The following is a 19748-nucleotide window of genomic DNA, read 5'->3' as shown; positions in this document are numbered from 1 at the left end:
GTTTTTTTTAAGGCAGGAATTTCGGGTTTTAATGGGTAAATTTGTGGGACTTCATAAACAAATACCACTCATGGAAGAAATGCTTTTTTATGACCGAATGCAATTTGCCTTCACCATTACCTTTCACTATCTTTTTCCGCAACTTACAATGGGTCTTTCGCTCATAATTGTTTATTTTAAATGGAAATACCTCAAAACCAAAAACGAACAATACAATCATGCCACGCATTTCTGGATGAAAATTTTCGCCCTGAATTTTGCAATGGGCGTTGTAACCGGAATTCCGATGGAGTTTCAGTTTGGAACCAATTGGGCAAAATTCTCTGAATTAACAGGCGGAATTATTGGTCAGACTTTGGCGATGGAAGGCATGTTTTCCTTCTTTTTGGAATCCTCATTTCTTGGAATATTTTTATTTGGAGAAAAACTTCTCGGACATAAATGGCATTTTGTCACCGGAGTATTAATTATGATTGGTTCCTGGGCGAGCGGTTATCTGATTATTGCCACACATTCGTGGATGCAGAATCCGGTTGGTTATGAAATCCTTGAAAACGGGAAATTTGTCCTTACGAATTTCAAAGCCTTGTTTCTCAATCCGTGGTTGTGGCCTTCATATTTACACAATCAGGCGGCTTCTTTGGTAACGAGTTCATTTGTCGTAGCCGGAATAGGTGCTTTTTATATTTTGAGTCAGAAGAACGTTTCTTTTGGAAGATTATTTCTTAAAACAGGAGTAATTTTCGGGTTGATTTCGAGTGTTATTGTTGCTGTTCCAACGGGAGATTTACTGGCTAAAAACGTTGTAAAATACCAACCCGTAACTTTTGCCGCAATGGAAGGAATTTTTCATACCGAGAAAAAAGGTTCAGAAATTGTTTTAATTGGTCAGCCCGATGTAAAAGACAAAAAACTAGACAATAAAATCGCTGTTCCAAATATTTTGAGTTTCCTGACTTACGGAAATTGGGATCAGGAAATCAAAGGTTTAGATCAGTTTGAAGAAGATTTACATCCAACAAATATTTCGGGATTGTATTATGCGTATCATATTATGGTGGGGCTCGGAACTATTTTTATTGGATTAATGGTTTTGTCACTTTTTCAGTTAATTAGAGGGAAATTATACCAAACCAAATGGATTTTATGGTCGCTCATGTTTATGATGCCATTTCCGTATATCGCCAATACAACAGGTTGGTACACAGCAGAATTAGGAAGGCAGCCCTGGCTTGTTTATAATTTGCTGCGAACTGCAGAAGGTGCATCGCCAACCGTTTCATCAGGAAATACCTTGTTTACTTTATTAGGTTTTATAGGATTGTATCTTTTACTCGGTATGCTGTTTTTGCTTTTAATTGGAAAAATTATCAATAAAGGTCCGCATCATGTGGAACTTTCAACAGAAAAAATATAAGTATGGAATTTTTTTGGTACGTAGTTTTAATGGGAATTCTGGCCGTTTATATTGTACTGGACGGTTATGATTTTGGAGCAGGAATTATACATTTATTTTTTGCCAAAACAGAAAAAGATAAAAAAGCAATCACCAATTCCATTGGTCCGTTTTGGGATGCCAATGAAGTTTGGTTGATCGCTGCCGGGGGAGTTTTATTTTTTGCTTTCCCAACTTTATATGCTTCTTCTTTCAGCGGATTTTATTTGCCTTTGATCATGATTTTATGGCTTTTGATTTTTCGTGCCATAGGATTAGAAATGCGAGGACAAGTGCATCACCCAATGTGGGAAGCAATTTGGGATAAAGCTTTCGGAATCGCGAGTTTGCTTTTAGCACTGTTCTTCGGAATTGCTTTAGGAAATATTGTTCGTGGTGTCAATCTCGGAATGGTGCAAAACGGTGTTTCAACACAAGAACCACATTTTTTCTTTTTGCCTTTATGGAATCCAACGTTTAGTCCGCAGGCAAATGAATTGGGAATTATAGATTGGTTTACACTTTTTCTGGGAATTGTGAGCGTTGTTGCTTTAATGATTCACGGTGCCAATTGGATTGTTTTTAAAACCAATTCAGACTTGAATCCGCAACTTAAAAATATGGTTTTCAAACTGAATATTGGTTTATTGGTTTTGGTTTGTATATCCCTGCAAATCTGGCATTTTATTGAGCCTGAACCGTTTCATAATTTTATTGAAACACCAATTCTCTGGTTTTTTCCTGTAATGGCTTTTGTTGGTATTTTAGGATTATTCAAAGTGCGTTCGTTCAAAAAAGACGGCCACGGATTTATATTCTCGTCTTTATTTTTAGTTGGTGGATTTGCTTCAACAGCTGTTTCGATTTTTCCAAATGTTTTGCCTTCAACAAATAAAGTAAATCCATCTCTTACGATTTATAATACCGCGGCCGGAGAATACGGTTTAAACGCCGGACTGAGCTGGTTTTTTATCGCTTTGTTTTTGGTGATTATTTATTTTATTATTCAATATCGCGTTTTTAGTGGGAAGATGGATGATATTGGGTATGGGGAGCATTAGGTTTTTTTGTTAGCCACGAATTCACGAATTAATTTTCGCTGTAAAATCTTTGTCAAAGTTTTAAACTTTGACAAAGATTCAAATGCTATTGTCTTTTATGCCGTTTAAAAGTTGATTGTTGTAGTGAGATTGCTTCCTTAAATTTAATTAATGAAATAAACTTCTTGTTTACTCTAGTTGCGTTAGGGATAGGAACGGTATCTCCCGATTTAGAAAAACAAGGCTTTTTAGTCGTAGTTTTTGTTAATCGGGAATATAGCGGATAGCCCGTTCGCCGCGGCGAAAACGCCCAAAAAATACAAATCCGCTTATTTCCTGAAATAAACGGATTTTTTTAGTTTCATCTTTGCCAAAATTTAAAACTTTGACAAAGATTACTCTACAAGTGAACTAAAATAAAACCTCTTTTGTGATAATATAAAATCCCATAACGAGAACAAACCAGCCAAAAATAGGTTTCAGTTTTGTTCCGTCTATTTTTTTAGAAAGCTGGCTTCCAATTATCATTCCCATGAGTGCCATTGCCGAAATGCCTAATAAAAAAGGATAATTTATGGGGGTTCCGATGTATAAATCTCCTGCGAAGCCTATCGAAGAATTGATTGAGATAATTAATAATGAAGTTCCAACGGCTTGTTTCATGGGTAATTTCGCGAAGAAGAGAAGGGCAGGAATAATCAAAAATCCGCCGCCTGCACCTAGAAATCCGGTTATGATGCCGACAATAAAACCTATAAAACTAAGTTGAAAGTAATTCGTTTCGGCACCTTTTATTTCGGGTTGGTTTTTTCGAATCATCGAAATCGCAGCCGTAATCATCAATACCGAAAAGATGATCATAATCAGAAAATCTTTGGAAACAGAATAAGAAGCAATCGAAAATAAAGTCGAAGCAATTTGAGGAAAAATAACTTCGCGAATAATCAGAATCGAAATCACAGAAGGAATCGCAAAATACAAAGCCGATTTTAGTTTAAGATTTCCCATTTTGTAATGGCTGTAACTCCCAAACATTGCGGTTAATCCAACAATAAATAAAGAATAAGAAGTGGCTTGCTCCGGATTTACTTTAAATAAATACACCAAAATCGGAATCGTTAATATAGATCCGCCCCCACCAATTAAGCCAAGCGAAATCCCGATAATGATTGAAGCAAAATATCCTAAATATTCCATTGCATTTGTTTTTATGCAAAGGTGCTTCGTTAATTAGAAATGTACAGTAACATTTATCACATAAGAGTTTTTTTGCTTGCGGATTTTTTTTGCCCGCGGATTTGGCGGATTAAACGGATTGTCGCAGATTATTTTTTTTAATTTTAAAAGTTCTAATTTGTCAGTTCGAGCGTCCCGAAACTTCGGGAGATATGCATTGTGAGTTCTCTCCCGAAGTTTCGGGACGCTCGAACTGACAAAAGAAAATCAGTGAAAACCGGTTTAATCCGTAAAATCCGCGGGCTTTTTTTACTTTAAAAGCTCAATCTGATTGCGGTTAAGTTTGACCAAACCGCGTTGTTCCATTTTTTTGAGTAATCTGGATACGACTTCGCGTGAAGTATTTAATTCGGTTGCGATTTCCTGATGCGATAATTTTACTTCAGAACAGCCACAGGCATCAGAATGTCTTTTTAGATAAAATTCTAAACGCTCGTCCATAGAACGGAAAGCAATATTATCGACAACTTCTAAGACTTCTTCAAAACGGCTTCGATAAGTTTCAATTACAAATTCATACCATGTTCTGTGTTCCATCATCCATTTGTCCATCATTTGCAGCGGAATCATCATAACCGAAACATCTTCGACAACTTTTGCCATAATCTGGCTTTTCTCGCTTTTGGCAGTACAAATCATAGAAATTGCACACGCTTGTCCCGGTTGTAAATAATACATTAAAAATTCGCCGCCATCTTCGCCTTCACGATAAATTTTGATTTTTCCTTTGGTAATCAAAACTGTGTTTTTAATGTATTGTCCGGTACGCATTAAAATGGTTCCTGCTTCAAAATCCTGTGCGCTTCCATTTTCTTCAATAGTAGAAATAAGTTCGCTGGAGAAATTGGGAAATATGTTTTGTAATGAATTTTGCATGTATCTGGTTTGCTTTTTTGCCACGAATTTCACGAATCAGCACTAATTAATTAGTGAAAATTAGTGAAATTCGTGGCGAACAATTTTAATCATTTTAATTTTTTAATCTGTGGCAAAAAAACTTCATCACTAATTTATTCGTAAAAATTAGAGCAATTCGTGGTAAACTTTTTTTATCAAATTAAGATTAAAGAACATAATATTATACAAAGATAGCAGATTGAAACGTTATTAATTGTCAGAAAACTATTTTTAAGATGTATTTTACGTAAATGCAAAAAACCTATTTTCCATCGATTTTATAGAGTATATTTTTAAAAATAGTAAGTAAATTTGTATTTCACTGATTATTATACTTTCTCTAAAACGTTTTCTGAGAATAATAATCGAAATCGCATTTGGTACGTTTTTAATTAATAGAAACGTCGTAATTTTACAAAAAACACATATTATGAATTTATCACAAGAAGATTGGGTTAATCAGCTTGCTGCTGACGAGAATGCAGTTATACTGGACGTAAGAACTGAAGACGAATTTAATGACGGTTATATCGAAAATGCCGTAAATATTGATATCAATAAAGGTCAGGGATTTATTTATGAAATCGAAGAACTTGACAAAAATAAAAATTATTATGTGTATTGCCGTTCTGGAGCAAGAAGTGCCAAAGCATGTCAGGTAATGAATGAGTTAGGTATACAAAATGCCTATAACCTGCTTGGCGGAATCCTGGATTGGGAAGGCGAAACTATAAACCCATAAAAGTGAAGAAGAGGCATAAAAGGCCTCTTTTTTCTTTTGAAATTGCTATTAATAACCAAACTATAAAAATTACCAGATTATGAGTTTTATACCCGAAGAATATCAGATTAAAACACTAATAAATCAAGACACTTATCTTGTAAATGGAGAATTGAAACAATGGACAGGACAAACAACTCCTGTTTTTTCGACGATTTCTTCTACAGAAAAATACTCGCCAACATTATTAGGATCAATCCCGTTTATGGGAGAAAAAGAAGCAGCAGAAGTTGTTGAGGCTGCCAATGGTGCATACCATAAAGGTCAGGGTTTATGGCCAACGATGAAAGTGGCAGACCGAATTAAATGCATGGAGAATTTCGTAAGACAAATGAAGGATACCCGCGAAGAAGTGGTGAAACTTTTGATGTGGGAAATTGGAAAAAATCTTGGCGATTCGCAAAAAGAATTTGACAGAACGGTAGAATATATTCAGGATACGATTGATAGTTATAAAGAACTAAACGGACGTAGTTCTCATTTTGAAAAAGTACAAGGTGTAAATGCCATGATTCGCCGCGGACCTTTGGGTGTTGTTTTATGCCTTGGACCTTACAATTATCCGCTTAACGAAACTTTTTCGTTATTGATTCCGGCTTTGATTATGGGAAATACTGTAATTTTTAAACCGGCAAAACATGGTGTTTTATGTATTTCGCCATTATTGCATGCTTTTAGAAGCAGTTTCCCAAAAGGTGTAATTAATATTGTTTATGGAAGAGGCCGTGAAATTGCTTCTCCAATCATGAAATCAGGGAAAATTGATGTTTTGGCATTAATCGGGAACAGTAAATCAGCGATTGCTTTGCAGGATCAACACCCTAATAAAAACAGATTACGTTTGATTTTAGGTTTAGAAGCCAAAAACCCGGCGATCGTTTTACCGGATGCCGATTTGGATTTGGCAATTCAGGAATGTATTGCAGGTTCTTTATCTTTTAACGGACAGCGTTGTACGGCTCTAAAGGTATTATACGTTCACGAATCTATTGCAGAAGAATTTAACAGACGTTTTTCTGAAAAAGTTGACGCATTAGTATTTGGAAATCCTTGGGATAAAAATGCTTCGTTGACACCGCTTCCTGAAACAGATAAGCCAGCCTATATTCAGGGATTAATTGATGATGCAACTTCTAAAGGAGCAAAAATCCTGAATGAAAAAGGTGGAAAACATACCGAAAATTATATTTTTCCGGCAGTTTTATTTCCGGTAAATAAAGAAATGAGAGTTTATCACGAAGAACAATTTGGACCTGTAGTGCCAATTATCTCATTTAAACATATTGATGAACCTCTGGATGATATGGCCGAATCAAATTACGGACAACAAGTAAGTTTGTTCGGAAAAGATATTAAAACTTTGGCTCCACTTATCGATTCTTTAGTGAATTTAGTGTGCAGAGTAAACCTGAACAGTTCTTGCCAAAGAGGCCCTGATGCTTTCCCTTTTACAGGTCGTAAAGATTCTGCCGTAGGAACTTTAAGTATCCCGGATGCATTGCGTTCATTCTCAATTCGTACGTTTGTAGCTTCAAAAGATATCGCTTACAATAATGAAATTTTGCAGGAATTGCTAAACAGCAAAGAATCAAACTTCATTAATACCGATTATATTTTGTAGTGATCAAGGTTATATATTAAATTGTAGATGCCGTCTTTTTCTTTTGAATTAGGCGGTTTTTTTGTTTGCCACGAAGGCACAAGGACGCAAAGTTTTTTTGTTTTGAGCTAAATTTTAATCTCGCAAAGTCGCGAAGACGCAAAGTTTTTTTAATTTGTGTCTTTAAAAAAGAATCTTTGCGTCCTTGTACCTTCGTGGCAAATTAACCCTAAACTTAAAAATATCTTTAAGTAATTGTAACATTCAGCAGAAAAACGCAACTAATAGTAACAGCAACTATTAAATAAACAAAATTCCCAAAACCACGTATGGAAAAATTTATACTAATTGTCTTTTTGTTTTTGGCACAAAATAATTTTGCGCAGGAACTTTATATGCCGCGAAATATCAAAGAAGCTTACGCAAAAGGGACTCGCTCGATGGACGGAAAACCTGGAAAAAATTACTGGCAAAACCACGGAAAATACGATATCGCATTAACTGTAAATGCTGACACAAAAATTATCAGCGGTACTGAAACTATTGTCTATACAAATAATAGCAGCGATACTTTAAAAAACTTACCAATTCGTTTTGTAAACAACCTTCATAAACCTTCTTCTCCAAGAAGCGGTGATGTTAGTAATGATTTTTTAAGCGACGGATTGACCATCACCTCTCTAAAAATTGAAGGTGAAGTATATAAAGAAGATGCCAGAAGCTGGGGAACGGTTGGAAATGTAAAAATGAAAAAACCATTGCCTCCACATTCTAAAATTACAATAAATATCGATTGGCATTATCCTTTATCGAAAGAGAGTGGAAGAGAAGGACAAATTGATAACACTACATTTTTTGCCGCTTACAGTTATCCTCGTGTGACTGTTTTTGACGATTACAACAGATGGGACAGATTACCACACACAGATCGTCAGGAATTTTACAATGATTTTAATGATTATACCTATTCTGTAAAAGCACCTAAAAACTATGTAGTTTACGGAACCGGAGATTTATTAAACCCAGATGAAGTTTTACAGCCTGAATTTGCAGCGCGTTTGAAAAAATCATATGTAACAGATGAAATTTTGCATATCGCAAACGAACAGGAAATGAAAAGTGGTACAGTAACCAAACAAAACGAATGGAATGTTTGGAAATTTGAAGCAAAACACATTTCAGATGTTTGTTTTGGTTTGAGCGATCATTATTTATGGGATGCGAGCAGCGTTGTTGTAGACAAAAAAACAAATCGTCGTGCGAGCGTTCAGGCGGCGTATGATGTTAAAGGAACTGATTTTGTAAATTCGATTAAAAACAATCAATATGCTCTGGACTGGTTTTCAAATAACTGGCCGGGAATTCCGTATCCATTTTCTAAAATGACCGCTTTTCAGGGTTTTGCAGATATGGAATATCCAATGATGTGTAATGATTCGCAGATGAACGATCCGGTTTTTGCACAATTAGTTCAGGATCATGAAGTAGCACATACTTATTTTCCTTTTTACATGGGAATCAATGAAACGCGTTATGCTTTTATGGATGAAGGCTGGGCAACCACTTTTGAATATTTAATAGGAATTGCAGAACATGGTAAAGAAGCTGCTGATAAATTTTATAAAGAATTTAGAGTAGAAGGTTACATAAATGATGTTTCAACAGAAGAAGATCAGCCTATAATTTCAATGTCATCTCAACTTTCAGGTCCGGGTTACGGAAACAATTCGTACGGAAAAGCTTCTCTTTCTTATATTGCATTAAAAGATTTGCTTGGAGATGATTTGTTCAAAAAATCGCTTCACGCATACATGGATAACTGGAACGGAAAACATCCAATTCCGTGGGATTATTTTAATTCGATGAACACCGCTTCAGGACGAAATTTGAATTGGTTTTTTAATAACTGGTTTTTTACCAATAATTATATAGACCTTTCAGTTAAAAAAGTCGAAAAAAATATTGTAGCTATAGAAAACGTGGGAGGTTTTGCTATTCCATTTGACGTAAATGTCATTTACACAGACGATTCAAAAGAAACTTTGCATCAAACTCCTGCAATTTGGCAAAACAATCAAAAAACAGCTTCAGTTACATTAAAAAATAAAAAACAAATTAAGCAGATAACACTTGATGGTGGTATTTTTATGGATGCCACACCAAACAACAATACCTTTTTAGTAAGATAAATTATCTGTTTTAGTAATAAAAAATCCTCTTTCTTAAAATAAGAAAGAGGATTTTGTGTTTTAATTAGCTGATATATAATTATTTACGTGTTGTTGGTTTGTACTTTATGAAAAAATACGTAAAAGCGTAAAATAGTTACGAATTTAACAATTATGTTTGCAAAAAAATAAAGCCATTTTTAAATGAGAAAAAAATACTTTACTCTTATTATTTTATTATTTGCTATTAAAAGTTTTGCTCAGATCGATGCAAAGGCTAAATTTCAAAAAAATAAATACGAATTAGCTGTTGCCTGTTACAAAAAATCAGATTTTGTAAATGCATTGGATCTATTTTCTGTGGCATCAAAAATTAAACCTGAAAATGAATTGGGTCAGGAATCAATTAAAAAAGTAGATACTTTAAAATGTCTCCTGAGAAAAGATATGATGCAAAAAGCTTTGGGTACCTGGAAACTGATTGGCGATAAACCACTTTGGGCAGTAAAAACAACAAAAGATTCTCAAAACAAGTTAGTTGATGAATTTGTTGAAATATCAGAAAATAAGATTTTGTTCTACGAGCAGGACAAAAAAACCTTAGTAAAAAAAATAATAAAAACAGAGAACTTAGTTTATTACAACAAAGACAAATCAGATTCATTATTTTCGGCCGTTATTTTGTCTGATGGTACAATTTGGAATTGTACTGTCGATGATAAATCACATGTATTGCACGTAATAAACATTGCCAAACAAACGGAAAACGGTGTTGAAAAAATTGAAAATGAAAATTTAGAACGTTATTATTTGAAAATGTAATTACTGCTAAAAAAGAGTTTTTCTAATTAAAATACTTATAAAAGCCGCAAAGAAATAAAACTCTTTGCGGCTTTTATTTTTCTTAGAATTGGTGCTTTAACAATCAATTTTTATCGTTTTTGTTTTATATTTATTGTCTAACTATTAACGCAAAAACAAAGATGAAAAAAATTAATTTTCGAGGTAATTTTTCAGTTTTTTTAAATTTCAATATGATTCTTTTATGTTGTATTTTATTGTTTGGAAATTATTCAAACGCTCAAAATAAAAACCAGATTACTATAGGAACAATTGATAGTATTTCTTCGAAAGTTTTAAATGAACAAAGAAAAATTTGGATTCATCTTCCCAGAAGTGTTCAATATAAAGGATTTTCTATCCAAAAATATCCGGTCGTTTATTTATTAGACGGAGATGCCCATTTTAGCTCTGTTGTTGGAATGATAGAGGAATTAAGCGAAATAAACGGAAACACAATTTGTCCGGAAATGATTGTTGTAGGCATTCCAAATACAAACAGAACCAGAGATTTAACCCCAACACATTCTGATATCGATTTGCCTTTTGTAAATAAAGGTTTAAGTGAGCAATCTGGCGGAGGAGAAAAATTCACAGAATTTTTGGAGAAAGAATTAATCCCTTATATCGATTCAAAATATCCAACAGCGCCCTATAAAACACTAATTGGACATTCTTTTGGCGGATTAACCGTTATGAATGTTCTTACCAATCATACCAATTTATTCAATTCTTATGTTGCCATTGATCCGAGTATGTGGTGGGATAAGCAAAAGTTTTTAAAAGAAACCACAAAAACATTAGCAACTAAAAATTTGGCAAATGTTTCTCTGTTTTTGGGAGTTGCCAATACAATGGAAGACAATATGGATCTTCTAAGAGTTCGAAAAGATACTTCGGTAATTACAAAACATATTCGATCTGCATTAGATTTAAACGATTTTTTAAGTCAGAATAAAAAAAGCAATTTACAATATCAATACAAATATTATAAAGACGATAATCATGGTTCGATTCCCTTAATTGCAACTTATGATGCACTTCGTTTCCTTTTTGCTTTTAATCAATTAAAGCTTTCAATTGGAGAGCAAATGAATTTTAATAAAGCGGTTTTTGCTAAAATTGAAAAACATTATGAAAATGTATCCAAACATCTTGGGTATAAAGTAAATATCCCAGAACAGGTCGTAAATGTATATGGTTATCAGGCTCTTTCAAAAAAGGATAATGATTTGGCAGGTTATTTATTTAAATTTAATGTTTTAAATTACCCTGAAAGCCCAAATACATATGATTCACTCGGGGATTTTTATGAAGCAAACGGAGATAAAAAAAATGCTATTGCCAATTATCAAAAAGCATTGACTTTAGATAAAGATTTTCCGGAAACAAGACCGAAATTAGAGAAACTCTTAAAATAATTATTTAGTAAAAAATAGTCATGTCAGGAGAAAAAGATTTAAAGCAATTGCTAAAAAGCATGAAACCGGAACATATTTCCGGAGATTATGTTTTTTGTAAAGTCGCCAATTTAGAAAACGTAAATCTAAATGAAGTTGAAATGTTCTTTAGAGAAAAAGAAGCGATTACCTTAATTCTGAAAAAAGAAATAGCAGAGATTCTAAAGCTGGAATATTCAGTTATAATGGCGTGGATAACGTTAACCGTTCATTCTTCGTTAGAAGCAGTTGGATTAACGGCAGCATTTTCGAAAGCACTTTCAGAAAACGGAATTAGCTGTAATGTTGTCGCAGCATTTTATCACGATCATATTTTTGTAAATAAAAACGATATAGAAAAAGCAATGGAAATTCTGAATGCATTTTCGAATTAAAGCTAAATATTTTTTGCCACCGATTTCACCCATTATAATTCTTTAAATCTGTGAAATCGGTGGTATTTATTTTTATAAAAATTTAAACCCAAGCGAAACATTCACAATTCCTGTTTTTAGTTCTCTATCGGAAGCATCAAGATCTGATAGACCTGCAAGGTAACGGGCATCTAAAGTAAATCTCCATACATCGACGCCTACGCCGCCAAGAATACTGCTATTGTCCTGCTCGAAAGCAATTAAGCTAAGATCATTATTGGCTTTTATATCAGAGTAATGTTTCCAGTTGTAGCCAACAAAAACACGAAGATTTCCCAATTTTCCAAACGGAAGTATTTTATAACCAGCAATTAAAGAAGCGTCTGTTCCTGATAATTCATATTCCGTTTCGCCAATTCCGGTTTGAGAAACACTAAATTTATTTTTTGCATAACCAAATTCGGCCTGACCGTAAAAAAGTAATAAATTAACTCTCGCAAATCCCGAAAAACCTATATCTGTACCTGAACTTTTAGAACTAAAATCATCTGTTACCGCCGAAGTAATATTGGATGAAAATTGAGGTCCAAATTGTATCAATTGTGCAAAACCATTTACACTTATACATAATAATACTGCTGCAAGGAATTTTTTCATAACTGGATTTGTTGTTTTTAGTTACTATAAAAATAATTATTATTCATTAGAATAGAGAGATTTATCTTATTTATTTTTTAATTATTTGTCTGGTATTTAAATAGATATGTTTTTGTCTTTTCTTTGAGGAAGAATAAAAGCAAATTGGCTTAATTTTGAAAACAAAAGAATTTAAAATGAAAATTGCAGCAATACAGGCTTCTCAAACCTGGCAAATCAGACATGACGTAATGTGGCCCGATCAGCCTTTTGAATTTGTTCAACTAAAGGAAGATGATTTAGGAGAACATTTTGGTGTTTTTACAGATGACAAATTAGTTTCAATAGTTTCCTGTTTTTTTTCAGGAGATGAAATGCAGTTTAGGAAAGTAGCAACTTTAGAACAATTTCAGGGACAGGGAATTGCGTCAGGATTATTGCATTATATCTTGAAATTGGCAAAAGAAAGAGGAGCAAAAAAAGTTTGGTGTAATGCCAGAACAAATAAAAAGAATTTTTACGGGAAATTTGGAATGACAGATACTTATAAAACTTTTGAAAAAAACGGACAGGAATTTACTATAATGGAAATTTTGTTTTAGAAAGCGTATCATAATTATGAAATAAAATATAGAGAATCAAATATTTACGATTCTCGTTTTTTGGAACTTGCTTATTTGTCAATATTTTAGTGAAGTTGCTTTTATGTTAATTTGCTCTATTATTTCCGCACAAAATCACTCGATTTATTGTTGAATTAATAGTGAAATAAAAAGAAAACGTTTTCGCAAATTATAACTTGTTAAGACTTTCTTATTTTATTTTTTTTATTCCGATCTTTTATTACTTTCGCACTCAAATGAGAAAGTTAGTAGTATTTTTAACATTTATGAATTTCCTTCTGCTAGGCGGAGGGCAATACCTTAATGCTGAAACACATCTAAATTCTCACCACAATCTTGAGAAAAGACACCGCGTAAAATTCACCAATAACGAACAAGGCAGTTCAATAATTGAAGATGCTGATATAGATTTGGATGAAGAATATTTTGGTGACGATTTTAAAGGTGGTCTTTCCAATAAATTTTTTGCAACAAACTACAGCTTACTTGATAGCTGGTATTTGACATTATCTCGTCAAAGCGCTGCAAAATCTTCCAATCATTTTGATATTTTCGGCTCATCTTGTGGCCAGTCAAATCCTATCTACATTACTCAGAGAGTTTTAAGAATTTGATTCTATTTTATACATCGGTTACCAAAGCGTGATCATGCATAAATATGGATTTTATTTTTAGAATTTACTTCTTAGAATTTACCACACTTACGACATTCAATTCACGTATTGGCGACTGATGCTTTCTACATCTAAAGGGATTTTTGCATCCCCATTCAATCGCTTAATTTCCAATTACATACCAATGAAAAGAATTATCGTGTTAACGGGCATGCTTGCCGTGTTGTGCCTTACCAGTTGTACATCAAAAAAAGAAGAAAAAGAAGAAGAAGAAAAATTTACAGTTACCAACCCTGTAAAAATTGACACTTCATTTACTAAAGAGTATGTTTCGCAGATAAAATCTGTTCGAAACATCGAAATCCGCGCCCAGGAAAAAGGGTTTTTACAAAACATCTATGTTGATGAAGGTCAGTTTGTTAAAAAAGGTCAGCTGTTGTTTAAAATTATGCCAAACATGTATCAGGCAGAATTGCTTAAAGCACAGGCAGAGCAAAAATCAACAGAAATTGAATTGCAAAATTCTAAATTATTAGCAGATAAAAATATCGTTTCTAAAAACGAATTAAGTGTAGCTCAGGCAAAATTACAATCAGCAAAAGCAGAAGTTGCATTAGCAAAATTACATTTATCATTTACCGAAATCAGAGCGCCGTTTGACGGAACAATCGATAGAATTCCTTTAAAATTAGGAAGTCTTATTGACGAAGGAGAATTATTGACAAGCCTTTCAGATAACAGTCAAATGTTTGCTTATTTCAATGTATCTGAGCCAGAATATCTTCAATATCAAACTGATGTAAAAGACCGCGCAGGAAATAATGTTGGTTTGCTTTTGGCAAATGGAGAGTCTTTTAAATATAAAGGAAATGTTGAAGTTATTGAAAGTGAATTCGATAACGAAACAGGAAATATTGCTTTTAGAGCGAGATTCCCAAATACAGGAAAACTGTTAAGAAATGGTGAAACAGGAAAAGTTCAAATGCTTGTTCCGTTGAAAAATGCTATCGTAATTCCACAAAAAGCAACTTATGAAATTCAGGATAAAAAATACGTTTTCGTAGTTGATAAAAACAACGTGGTAACTTCTAAAGAAATCACAATTACAGGTGAAATTCCGGATTTATATGTTGTAAGCAGCGGACTAGGAGAAAATGATAAAATCTTGCTTGAAGGAGTTCAAAAGGTAAAAGACAATGATAAGATTAAATTCGAATTCCTTTCTCCTAAAACGGTAATGAATAATTTACGATTAAAAGCGGAGTAATAAGTTTTGTTGTAATTGTTTCAGGTTTCAAGTTTCAAGTTGCGCACTGAACCTGAAACTTGGAACCTGAAACCAGAAACTTTCAAATTCCAATTTGGTTTAATCATTAAAAAATATAAAAATGTTTAATAAATTTATTCAAAGACCTGTACTTTCGATAGTTATATCGCTTGTGATAGTCTTTTTAGGGGTGTTGTCGGTGATGAATTTACCAATTACCCAGTTCCCTTCAATTTCTCCTCCAATGGTAAATGTTACGGCAGATTATCCTGGATCAAATGGAGAATTGATGATCAAATCGGTTGTAATTCCTTTAGAAAGAGCTCTAAATGGAGTACCGGGAATGAAATACATGACTTCTGATGCCGGAAATGATGGTGAAGCAAGTATTCAGGTTGTATTTAATTTAGGTACAGATCCTAATCAGGCAGCCATTAACGTTCAAAACCGTGTCGCTTCCGTTACAAATAAACTACCTCCTTTAGTCGTAAGAGAGGGTGTGAAAATTACGCGTGAGGTTCCGAGTATGTTGATGTATGTGAATCTTTATAGTACGGATAAAAATACCGATATGAAGTTCTTGTACAACTATGCTGATATCAATGTACTTTCAGAATTAAAAAGGGTAAACGGTGTTGGATCTGGAGATATTTTGGGAACACGTGAATATGCAATGCGTATTTGGTTGAAACCAGACAGAATGCTGGCTTATAAAATTTCTGCAGATGAGGTAATGGAAGCACTATCAAGTCAAAGTTTGGAAGCTTCTCCGGGTAAAACGGGAGAAAGTTCCGGTAAACGTTCTCAGGCGTTTGAATACGTTTTAAAATATTCAGGACGTTTTACAACAAAAGAACAATATGAGAATATCGTAGTAAGATCAACCAGTAACGGCGAACTTTTACGTTTGAAAGATATTGCAAAAGTGGAGTTTGGAAGTTCGATGTATGATATTTATTCGAACTTAAATGGTAAGCCGTCTGCTGCGATTGTATTAAAACAGTCTTTTGGTAGTAATGCGAATCAGGTTATTGAAGACGTAAAAGCAAAATTGGAAAAAATCAAGCAAAAATTCCCAAAAGGAATGAATTATGAAATATCATATGACGTTTCTAAATTCCTTGATGCTTCTATCGAAAAAGTAATTCATACGTTGATTGAGGCTTTTATATTGGTGGGATTAGTTGTGTTTCTTTTCTTAGGAGACTGGCGTTCGACCGTTATTCCTGCAATTGCGGTACCCGTTTCATTAGTAGGAACTTTTGTGTTCATGACTTTCTTTGATATTTCATTGAACTTAATTACGTTGTTTGCTTTAGTATTGGCAATTGGAGTCGTCGTCGATGATGCGATTGTAGTTATCGAAGCCGTTCACGCCAAGATGGAAGAAGAACATCTTTCTCCATTTAAAGCGACTAAAAAAGCAATGCACGAAATCGCAGGAGCTATTATTGCCATTACATTCCTTATGGCGGCGGTATTTATTCCGGTTGCATTTATGTCTGGTCCGGTTGGGGTTTTCTATAGACAATTTTCTATCACGATGGCAACAGCTATTATACTTTCGGGTATTGTGGCTTTGACTTTAACACCGGCACTTTGTGCAATGATGTTGAAAAACAATCACGGCAAACCGAAAAAGAAAACACCTGTAAATGTATTTATTGATGGTTTTAACAATAAGTTTAATCTCGCTCAGGGCAAATACCAAAATGTATTAGGTAAAATTGTAAACAGAAGAGCCGTTACCATTATTGCTCTTTTAGGATTTTGTGCCGGTACATGGTTAATCAGCAGTACAGTTCCTTCAGGATTTATCCCAAATGAGGATCAGGGAATGTTTTATGCTATTATCCAGACACCTCCGGGATCATCATTGGAAAGAACCAATAATATCGCTGAGAAACTGCAAAAAATAGCAGAAGGAGTAGAAGGAGTAAAATCAGTTTCTTCATTGGCAGGTTATGAAATTTTAACTGAAGGTACAGGATCGAATGCAGGAACTTGTTTGATCAATTTAGAAGACTGGAACGATCGTAAACAATCTGTACAGGAAATTATGACGGAGCTGGAAGAAAAATCAAAAGATATTGCAGGTGCCAATATCGAATTTTTTCAACCACCGGCAGTACCGGGATATGGAGCTGCGGGAGGATTTGAGCTTCGTTTATTGGACAAAACAGGTTCTAGTGATTTCAAAAAACTGGAAGCAGTTAATAAAGATTTCGTAGAAGAATTGAACAAACGTCCAGAATTATCTAACGTGTTTAGTTTCTTTAGTGCGAGTTTCCCTCAGTACATGATGAAAGTCGATAACGATTTGGCTCAGCAAAAAGGAGTTTCTATCGAAAACGCAATGAATACCTTGTCTACTCTTGTAGGAAGTAATTACGAAATCAGTTTCATCAAATACGGTATTAACTATAAAGTAATCGTTCAGGCCGCACCGGAATATCGCGCGCAGCCAGATGATATTTTAAAACTTTATGTAAAAAATAATCGTGATGAAATGGTTCCTTTTTCGGCCTTTATGAGATTAGAAAAAGTATATGGACTTTCGGAAATTACGAGACATAATATGTACACTTCTACAGAAATTAGTGGTGGTGCTGCTCCGGGATACAGTTCTGGTACAGCTATTAAAGTAATTCAGGATGTTGCAGCCAAAAAATTACCAAGAGGATATGATATTGACTGGGCAGGTATTTCTGCAGATGAGGTAGCACAGGGGAATCAGGCAATTTGGGTATTCCTTATTTGTTTAGGATTTGTGTACTTGGTTTTGGCGGCGCAATATGAAAGTTTTATTTTGCCATTATCAGTAATTCTTTCTTTACCTGCGGGTATTTTTGGAGCTTTCCTTTTATTAAAAGTTGCAGGATTAGAAAACAATATTTATGCACAGGTTGCCATGGTAATGCTTATTGGTTTACTTGGTAAAAATGCTGTATTGATTGTAGAGTTTGCGATACAAAGGCATGCGGCAGGAAAAACAGTTCTTGAAGCTGCAATGGAAGGTGCAAAAGCAAGGTTCCGTCCTATTTTAATGACTTCATTTGCTTTTATCGCCGGATTATTACCACTTGCATTTGCATCTGGTCCGGGTAAAATTGGTAACAGAACTATTGGTACTGCAGCTGCGGGAGGTATGCTTATCGGAACTATTTGTGGTGTATTTGTGATTCCCGGATTGTATTACATCTTCGCGAAAATTGCAGAGAAACACAAATTGGTTAAACATGAAGAAGAGAATCCATTAACAGAAGAAATTGACAACAATCATGTATAAATTTAAAACATATCAATATGGTGTTGCGTTGGGTGCTTGTCTTGCTGTAGCAAGTTGTAAAGCTCCACAAACGGTAGCCGAAACACCAAGTAAACCAGTTCCGGAGGTTTTTGCAAATAGCAAAGACACAACGAATATGGCAACTATTCCGTGGCACGATTTCTTTAAAGATCAAAATCTGGTAAATTTAATTGACTTAGCCCTGAAAAATAATCAGGAGTTAATGATGACTTTACAGGAAATTGAAATTGCCAAAAATGACGTTCGTGTTAGAAAAGGGCTTTTATTGCCAACAGTTGGCGTCAGAGCCGGAGCGGGTGTAGAAAAAGTAGGAAGATATACAAGTCAGGGTGCAGGTGATGCTTCGACAGAAATTATGCCAGGTAAGGAAACGCCTGATCCGCTAGGGGATTTCAAAATAGCCGCTTACGCGAATTGGGAAGTTGATATCTGGAAAAAACTACGTAATTCTAAAAAAGCAGCGTTAACCCGATATTTGGCTACTGTAGAAGGAAAAAACTTCGTAGTAACAAGCCTGATCGGTGAAATTGCAAATTCGTACTATGAATTATTGGCTTTAGACAGTCAGCTTGATATTGTAAAACAGAATATCGAATTGCAATCGAACGCTTTAGAAATTGTAAAAGTTCAAAAGCAAGCGGCGAGAGCAACAGAATTGGCCGTTCAGAAGTTTCAGGCTGAGGTTTTAACTTCAAAAAGTCTTGAGTTTGACATTCGTCAGAAAATAAAAGAAGCAGAGAACAAAATTAATTTCTTAGTGGGTCAATATCCACAGGAAATTAAAAGAGACCGAACCAATTTCCTGACTTTGTTACCTTCAACAGTACAATCAGGAATTCCATCTCAATTGTTAGCCAATCGTCCTGATGTTAAACAAGCCGAATTGCAACTTACAGCTGCAAAACTGGATGTAAAAGTTGCCCGAGCTGAGTTTTATCCATCTTTGGATATTTCTGCAGCGGTTGGCTTTAACGCTTTTAACCCATCGTATTTGTTTACGCTTCCAGAATCGTTATTGTATTCTTTAGCGGGAGATATTGCAGCGCCATTAATCAACAGAAATGCAATTAAGGCAGAATTTAACAGTGCCAATGCAAGACAGCTTCAGGCGTTGTATAACTACGACAAAACAATTTTGAACGCTTATATCGAAGTTTCGAACCAGCTTTCTAAAATTGATAATTTAGGAAAGAGTTACGATCTAAAATCGCAACAGGTTGATGCTTTAAACACATCTATTGATGTTTCGAATGATTTGTTTAAATCAGCCAGAGTAGATTATTTTGAAGTATTGATGACACAAAGAGATGCTTTGGAAGCTAAACTGGAATTAATTGAAACTAAAAAAGACCAATTAACGGCTGCAGTCAATGTTTATAAAGAACTAGGCGGCGGTTGGAAATAAAATATTGCCTTGTTAATTTGTAGACAAAAGCCTTTCGGGAGTAAAATCCTGAAAGGCTTTTTTATTTTTGGTTTTGAAAATTC

Annotated in this window: 16 protein-coding genes; 13 read left to right on the top strand and 3 right to left on the bottom strand. The window is 34.4% G+C overall.

Features of this window, described 5'->3' with window-relative positions; genetic code table 11:
* The first annotated feature begins 70 nt into the window (after positions 1-70).
* Both BUE22_RS12670 and cydB read left to right on the top strand, forming a co-directional pair.
* Positions 71-1417, top strand: coding sequence for a cytochrome ubiquinol oxidase subunit I (locus tag BUE22_RS12670; RefSeq protein WP_073395333.1), 1347 nt, complete (start codon positions 71-73; stop codon positions 1415-1417).
* Between the two features lie 2 nt (positions 1418-1419).
* Positions 1420-2496 carry a cytochrome d ubiquinol oxidase subunit II gene (cydB, locus tag BUE22_RS12665; RefSeq protein WP_073395332.1) on the top strand — a complete coding sequence of 359 codons (1077 nt, stop codon included), beginning with the start codon at positions 1420-1422 and terminating at the stop codon, positions 2494-2496.
* A gap of 390 nt (positions 2497-2886) precedes the next feature.
* On the opposite strand, the gene BUE22_RS12660 is transcribed toward cydB, so the two are convergent.
* A complete protein-coding gene (locus BUE22_RS12660) occupies positions 2887-3672 on the bottom strand; it encodes a sulfite exporter TauE/SafE family protein (RefSeq protein WP_073395331.1) in 786 nt (261 codons plus the stop codon).
* A 288-nt stretch (positions 3673-3960) separates the two neighbouring features.
* Positions 3961-4587, bottom strand: a complete 627-nt coding sequence (locus BUE22_RS12655; RefSeq protein ID WP_073395514.1) for a Crp/Fnr family transcriptional regulator — start codon at positions 4585-4587, stop codon at positions 3961-3963.
* A gap of 451 nt (positions 4588-5038) precedes the next feature.
* On the opposite strand from BUE22_RS12655, the gene BUE22_RS12650 reads away from it, so the two are divergent.
* The 6 genes from BUE22_RS12650 (at position 5039) to BUE22_RS12625 (ending at position 11831) form a co-directional block, all read left to right on the top strand.
* Complete coding sequence (locus BUE22_RS12650; protein ID WP_042564629.1) at positions 5039-5350, top strand: rhodanese-like domain-containing protein; 312 nt, start codon at positions 5039-5041, stop codon at positions 5348-5350.
* Between the two features lie 79 nt (positions 5351-5429).
* A complete protein-coding gene (locus tag BUE22_RS12645) occupies positions 5430-7010 on the top strand; it encodes an NADP-dependent glyceraldehyde-3-phosphate dehydrogenase (RefSeq protein ID WP_042564628.1) in 1581 nt (526 codons plus the stop codon).
* A 308-nt stretch (positions 7011-7318) separates the two neighbouring features.
* On the top strand, positions 7319-9178 hold the full coding sequence (locus tag BUE22_RS12640; RefSeq protein WP_073395330.1) for a M1 family metallopeptidase: 1860 nt from the start codon (positions 7319-7321) through the stop codon (positions 9176-9178).
* A gap of 183 nt (positions 9179-9361) precedes the next feature.
* Positions 9362-9979, top strand: coding sequence for a hypothetical protein (locus BUE22_RS12635; protein WP_073395329.1), 618 nt, complete (start codon positions 9362-9364; stop codon positions 9977-9979).
* 161 nt (positions 9980-10140) lie between these two features.
* Positions 10141-11418 (top strand): alpha/beta hydrolase-fold protein, encoded by a 1278-nt coding sequence (locus tag BUE22_RS12630; RefSeq protein WP_208611232.1) that lies wholly within the window; start codon positions 10141-10143, stop codon positions 11416-11418.
* 20 nt (positions 11419-11438) lie between these two features.
* Entirely contained in the window at positions 11439-11831 is a 393-nt protein-coding gene (locus BUE22_RS12625) for an ACT domain-containing protein (protein WP_073395328.1), read from the top strand.
* A gap of 72 nt (positions 11832-11903) precedes the next feature.
* Here BUE22_RS12625 and BUE22_RS12620 read toward each other — a convergent pair whose 3' ends face one another.
* Positions 11904-12467 carry a porin family protein gene (locus tag BUE22_RS12620; protein WP_042564624.1) on the bottom strand — a complete coding sequence of 188 codons (564 nt, stop codon included), beginning with the start codon at positions 12465-12467 and terminating at the stop codon, positions 11904-11906.
* Between the two features lie 176 nt (positions 12468-12643).
* Between BUE22_RS12620 and BUE22_RS12615 the strand changes: the two genes are divergently transcribed.
* The 5 genes from BUE22_RS12615 to BUE22_RS12595 all read left to right on the top strand — a co-directional run bounded on the left by BUE22_RS12615 (position 12644) and on the right by BUE22_RS12595 (position 19665).
* Complete coding sequence (locus BUE22_RS12615) at positions 12644-13048, top strand: GNAT family N-acetyltransferase (protein ID WP_073395512.1); 405 nt, start codon at positions 12644-12646, stop codon at positions 13046-13048.
* Positions 13049-13335: 287 nt separating this feature from the next.
* Positions 13336-13683, top strand: a complete 348-nt coding sequence (locus BUE22_RS12610) for a hypothetical protein (RefSeq protein WP_242607190.1) — start codon at positions 13336-13338, stop codon at positions 13681-13683.
* Between the two features lie 184 nt (positions 13684-13867).
* Positions 13868-14950 carry an efflux RND transporter periplasmic adaptor subunit gene (locus tag BUE22_RS12605; RefSeq protein WP_073395327.1) on the top strand — a complete coding sequence of 361 codons (1083 nt, stop codon included), beginning with the start codon at positions 13868-13870 and terminating at the stop codon, positions 14948-14950.
* A 121-nt stretch (positions 14951-15071) separates the two neighbouring features.
* Entirely contained in the window at positions 15072-18239 is a 3168-nt protein-coding gene (locus BUE22_RS12600; protein ID WP_073395326.1) for an efflux RND transporter permease subunit, read from the top strand.
* Positions 18232-19665 carry a TolC family protein gene (locus BUE22_RS12595; RefSeq protein ID WP_073395325.1) on the top strand — a complete coding sequence of 478 codons (1434 nt, stop codon included), beginning with the start codon at positions 18232-18234 and terminating at the stop codon, positions 19663-19665. Before BUE22_RS12600 ends, BUE22_RS12595 begins: the two co-directional genes overlap by 8 nt.
* The last annotated feature ends 83 nt before the right edge of the window (positions 19666-19748 follow it).

The organism is Flavobacterium pectinovorum (assembly GCF_900142715.1).
Taxonomy (GTDB): domain Bacteria; phylum Bacteroidota; class Bacteroidia; order Flavobacteriales; family Flavobacteriaceae; genus Flavobacterium; species Flavobacterium pectinovorum.
The sequence above is the reverse complement of the archived record's forward strand: the minus strand, read 5'-3'. Positions and strand labels throughout refer to the sequence as shown.

What these genes read in the sequence shown, in the direction of transcription:
- BUE22_RS12670 (WP_073395333.1), top strand. Translation starts at nt 71, where the DNA reads ATGGAAGAAATGCTTTTTTATGACCGAATGCAATTTGCCTTCACCATT.
- cydB (WP_073395332.1), top strand. Translation starts at nt 1,420, where the DNA reads ATGGAATTTTTTTGGTACGTAGTTTTAATGGGAATTCTGGCCGTTTAT.
- BUE22_RS12660 (WP_073395331.1), bottom strand. Translation starts at nt 3,672, where the DNA reads ATGGAATATTTAGGATATTTTGCTTCAATCATTATCGGGATTTCGCTT.
- BUE22_RS12655 (WP_073395514.1), bottom strand. Translation starts at nt 4,587, where the DNA reads ATGCAAAATTCATTACAAAACATATTTCCCAATTTCTCCAGCGAACTT.
- BUE22_RS12650 (WP_042564629.1), top strand. Translation starts at nt 5,039, where the DNA reads ATGAATTTATCACAAGAAGATTGGGTTAATCAGCTTGCTGCTGACGAG.
- BUE22_RS12645 (WP_042564628.1), top strand. Translation starts at nt 5,430, where the DNA reads ATGAGTTTTATACCCGAAGAATATCAGATTAAAACACTAATAAATCAA.
- BUE22_RS12640 (WP_073395330.1), top strand. Translation starts at nt 7,319, where the DNA reads ATGGAAAAATTTATACTAATTGTCTTTTTGTTTTTGGCACAAAATAAT.
- BUE22_RS12635 (WP_073395329.1), top strand. Translation starts at nt 9,362, where the DNA reads ATGAGAAAAAAATACTTTACTCTTATTATTTTATTATTTGCTATTAAA.
- BUE22_RS12630 (WP_208611232.1), top strand. Translation starts at nt 10,141, where the DNA reads ATGAAAAAAATTAATTTTCGAGGTAATTTTTCAGTTTTTTTAAATTTC.
- BUE22_RS12625 (WP_073395328.1), top strand. Translation starts at nt 11,439, where the DNA reads ATGTCAGGAGAAAAAGATTTAAAGCAATTGCTAAAAAGCATGAAACCG.
- BUE22_RS12620 (WP_042564624.1), bottom strand. Translation starts at nt 12,467, where the DNA reads ATGAAAAAATTCCTTGCAGCAGTATTATTATGTATAAGTGTAAATGGT.
- BUE22_RS12615 (WP_073395512.1), top strand. Translation starts at nt 12,644, where the DNA reads ATGAAAATTGCAGCAATACAGGCTTCTCAAACCTGGCAAATCAGACAT.
- BUE22_RS12610 (WP_242607190.1), top strand. Translation starts at nt 13,336, where the DNA reads ATGAATTTCCTTCTGCTAGGCGGAGGGCAATACCTTAATGCTGAAACA.
- BUE22_RS12605 (WP_073395327.1), top strand. Translation starts at nt 13,868, where the DNA reads ATGAAAAGAATTATCGTGTTAACGGGCATGCTTGCCGTGTTGTGCCTT.
- BUE22_RS12600 (WP_073395326.1), top strand. Translation starts at nt 15,072, where the DNA reads ATGTTTAATAAATTTATTCAAAGACCTGTACTTTCGATAGTTATATCG.
- BUE22_RS12595 (WP_073395325.1), top strand. Translation starts at nt 18,232, where the DNA reads ATGTATAAATTTAAAACATATCAATATGGTGTTGCGTTGGGTGCTTGT.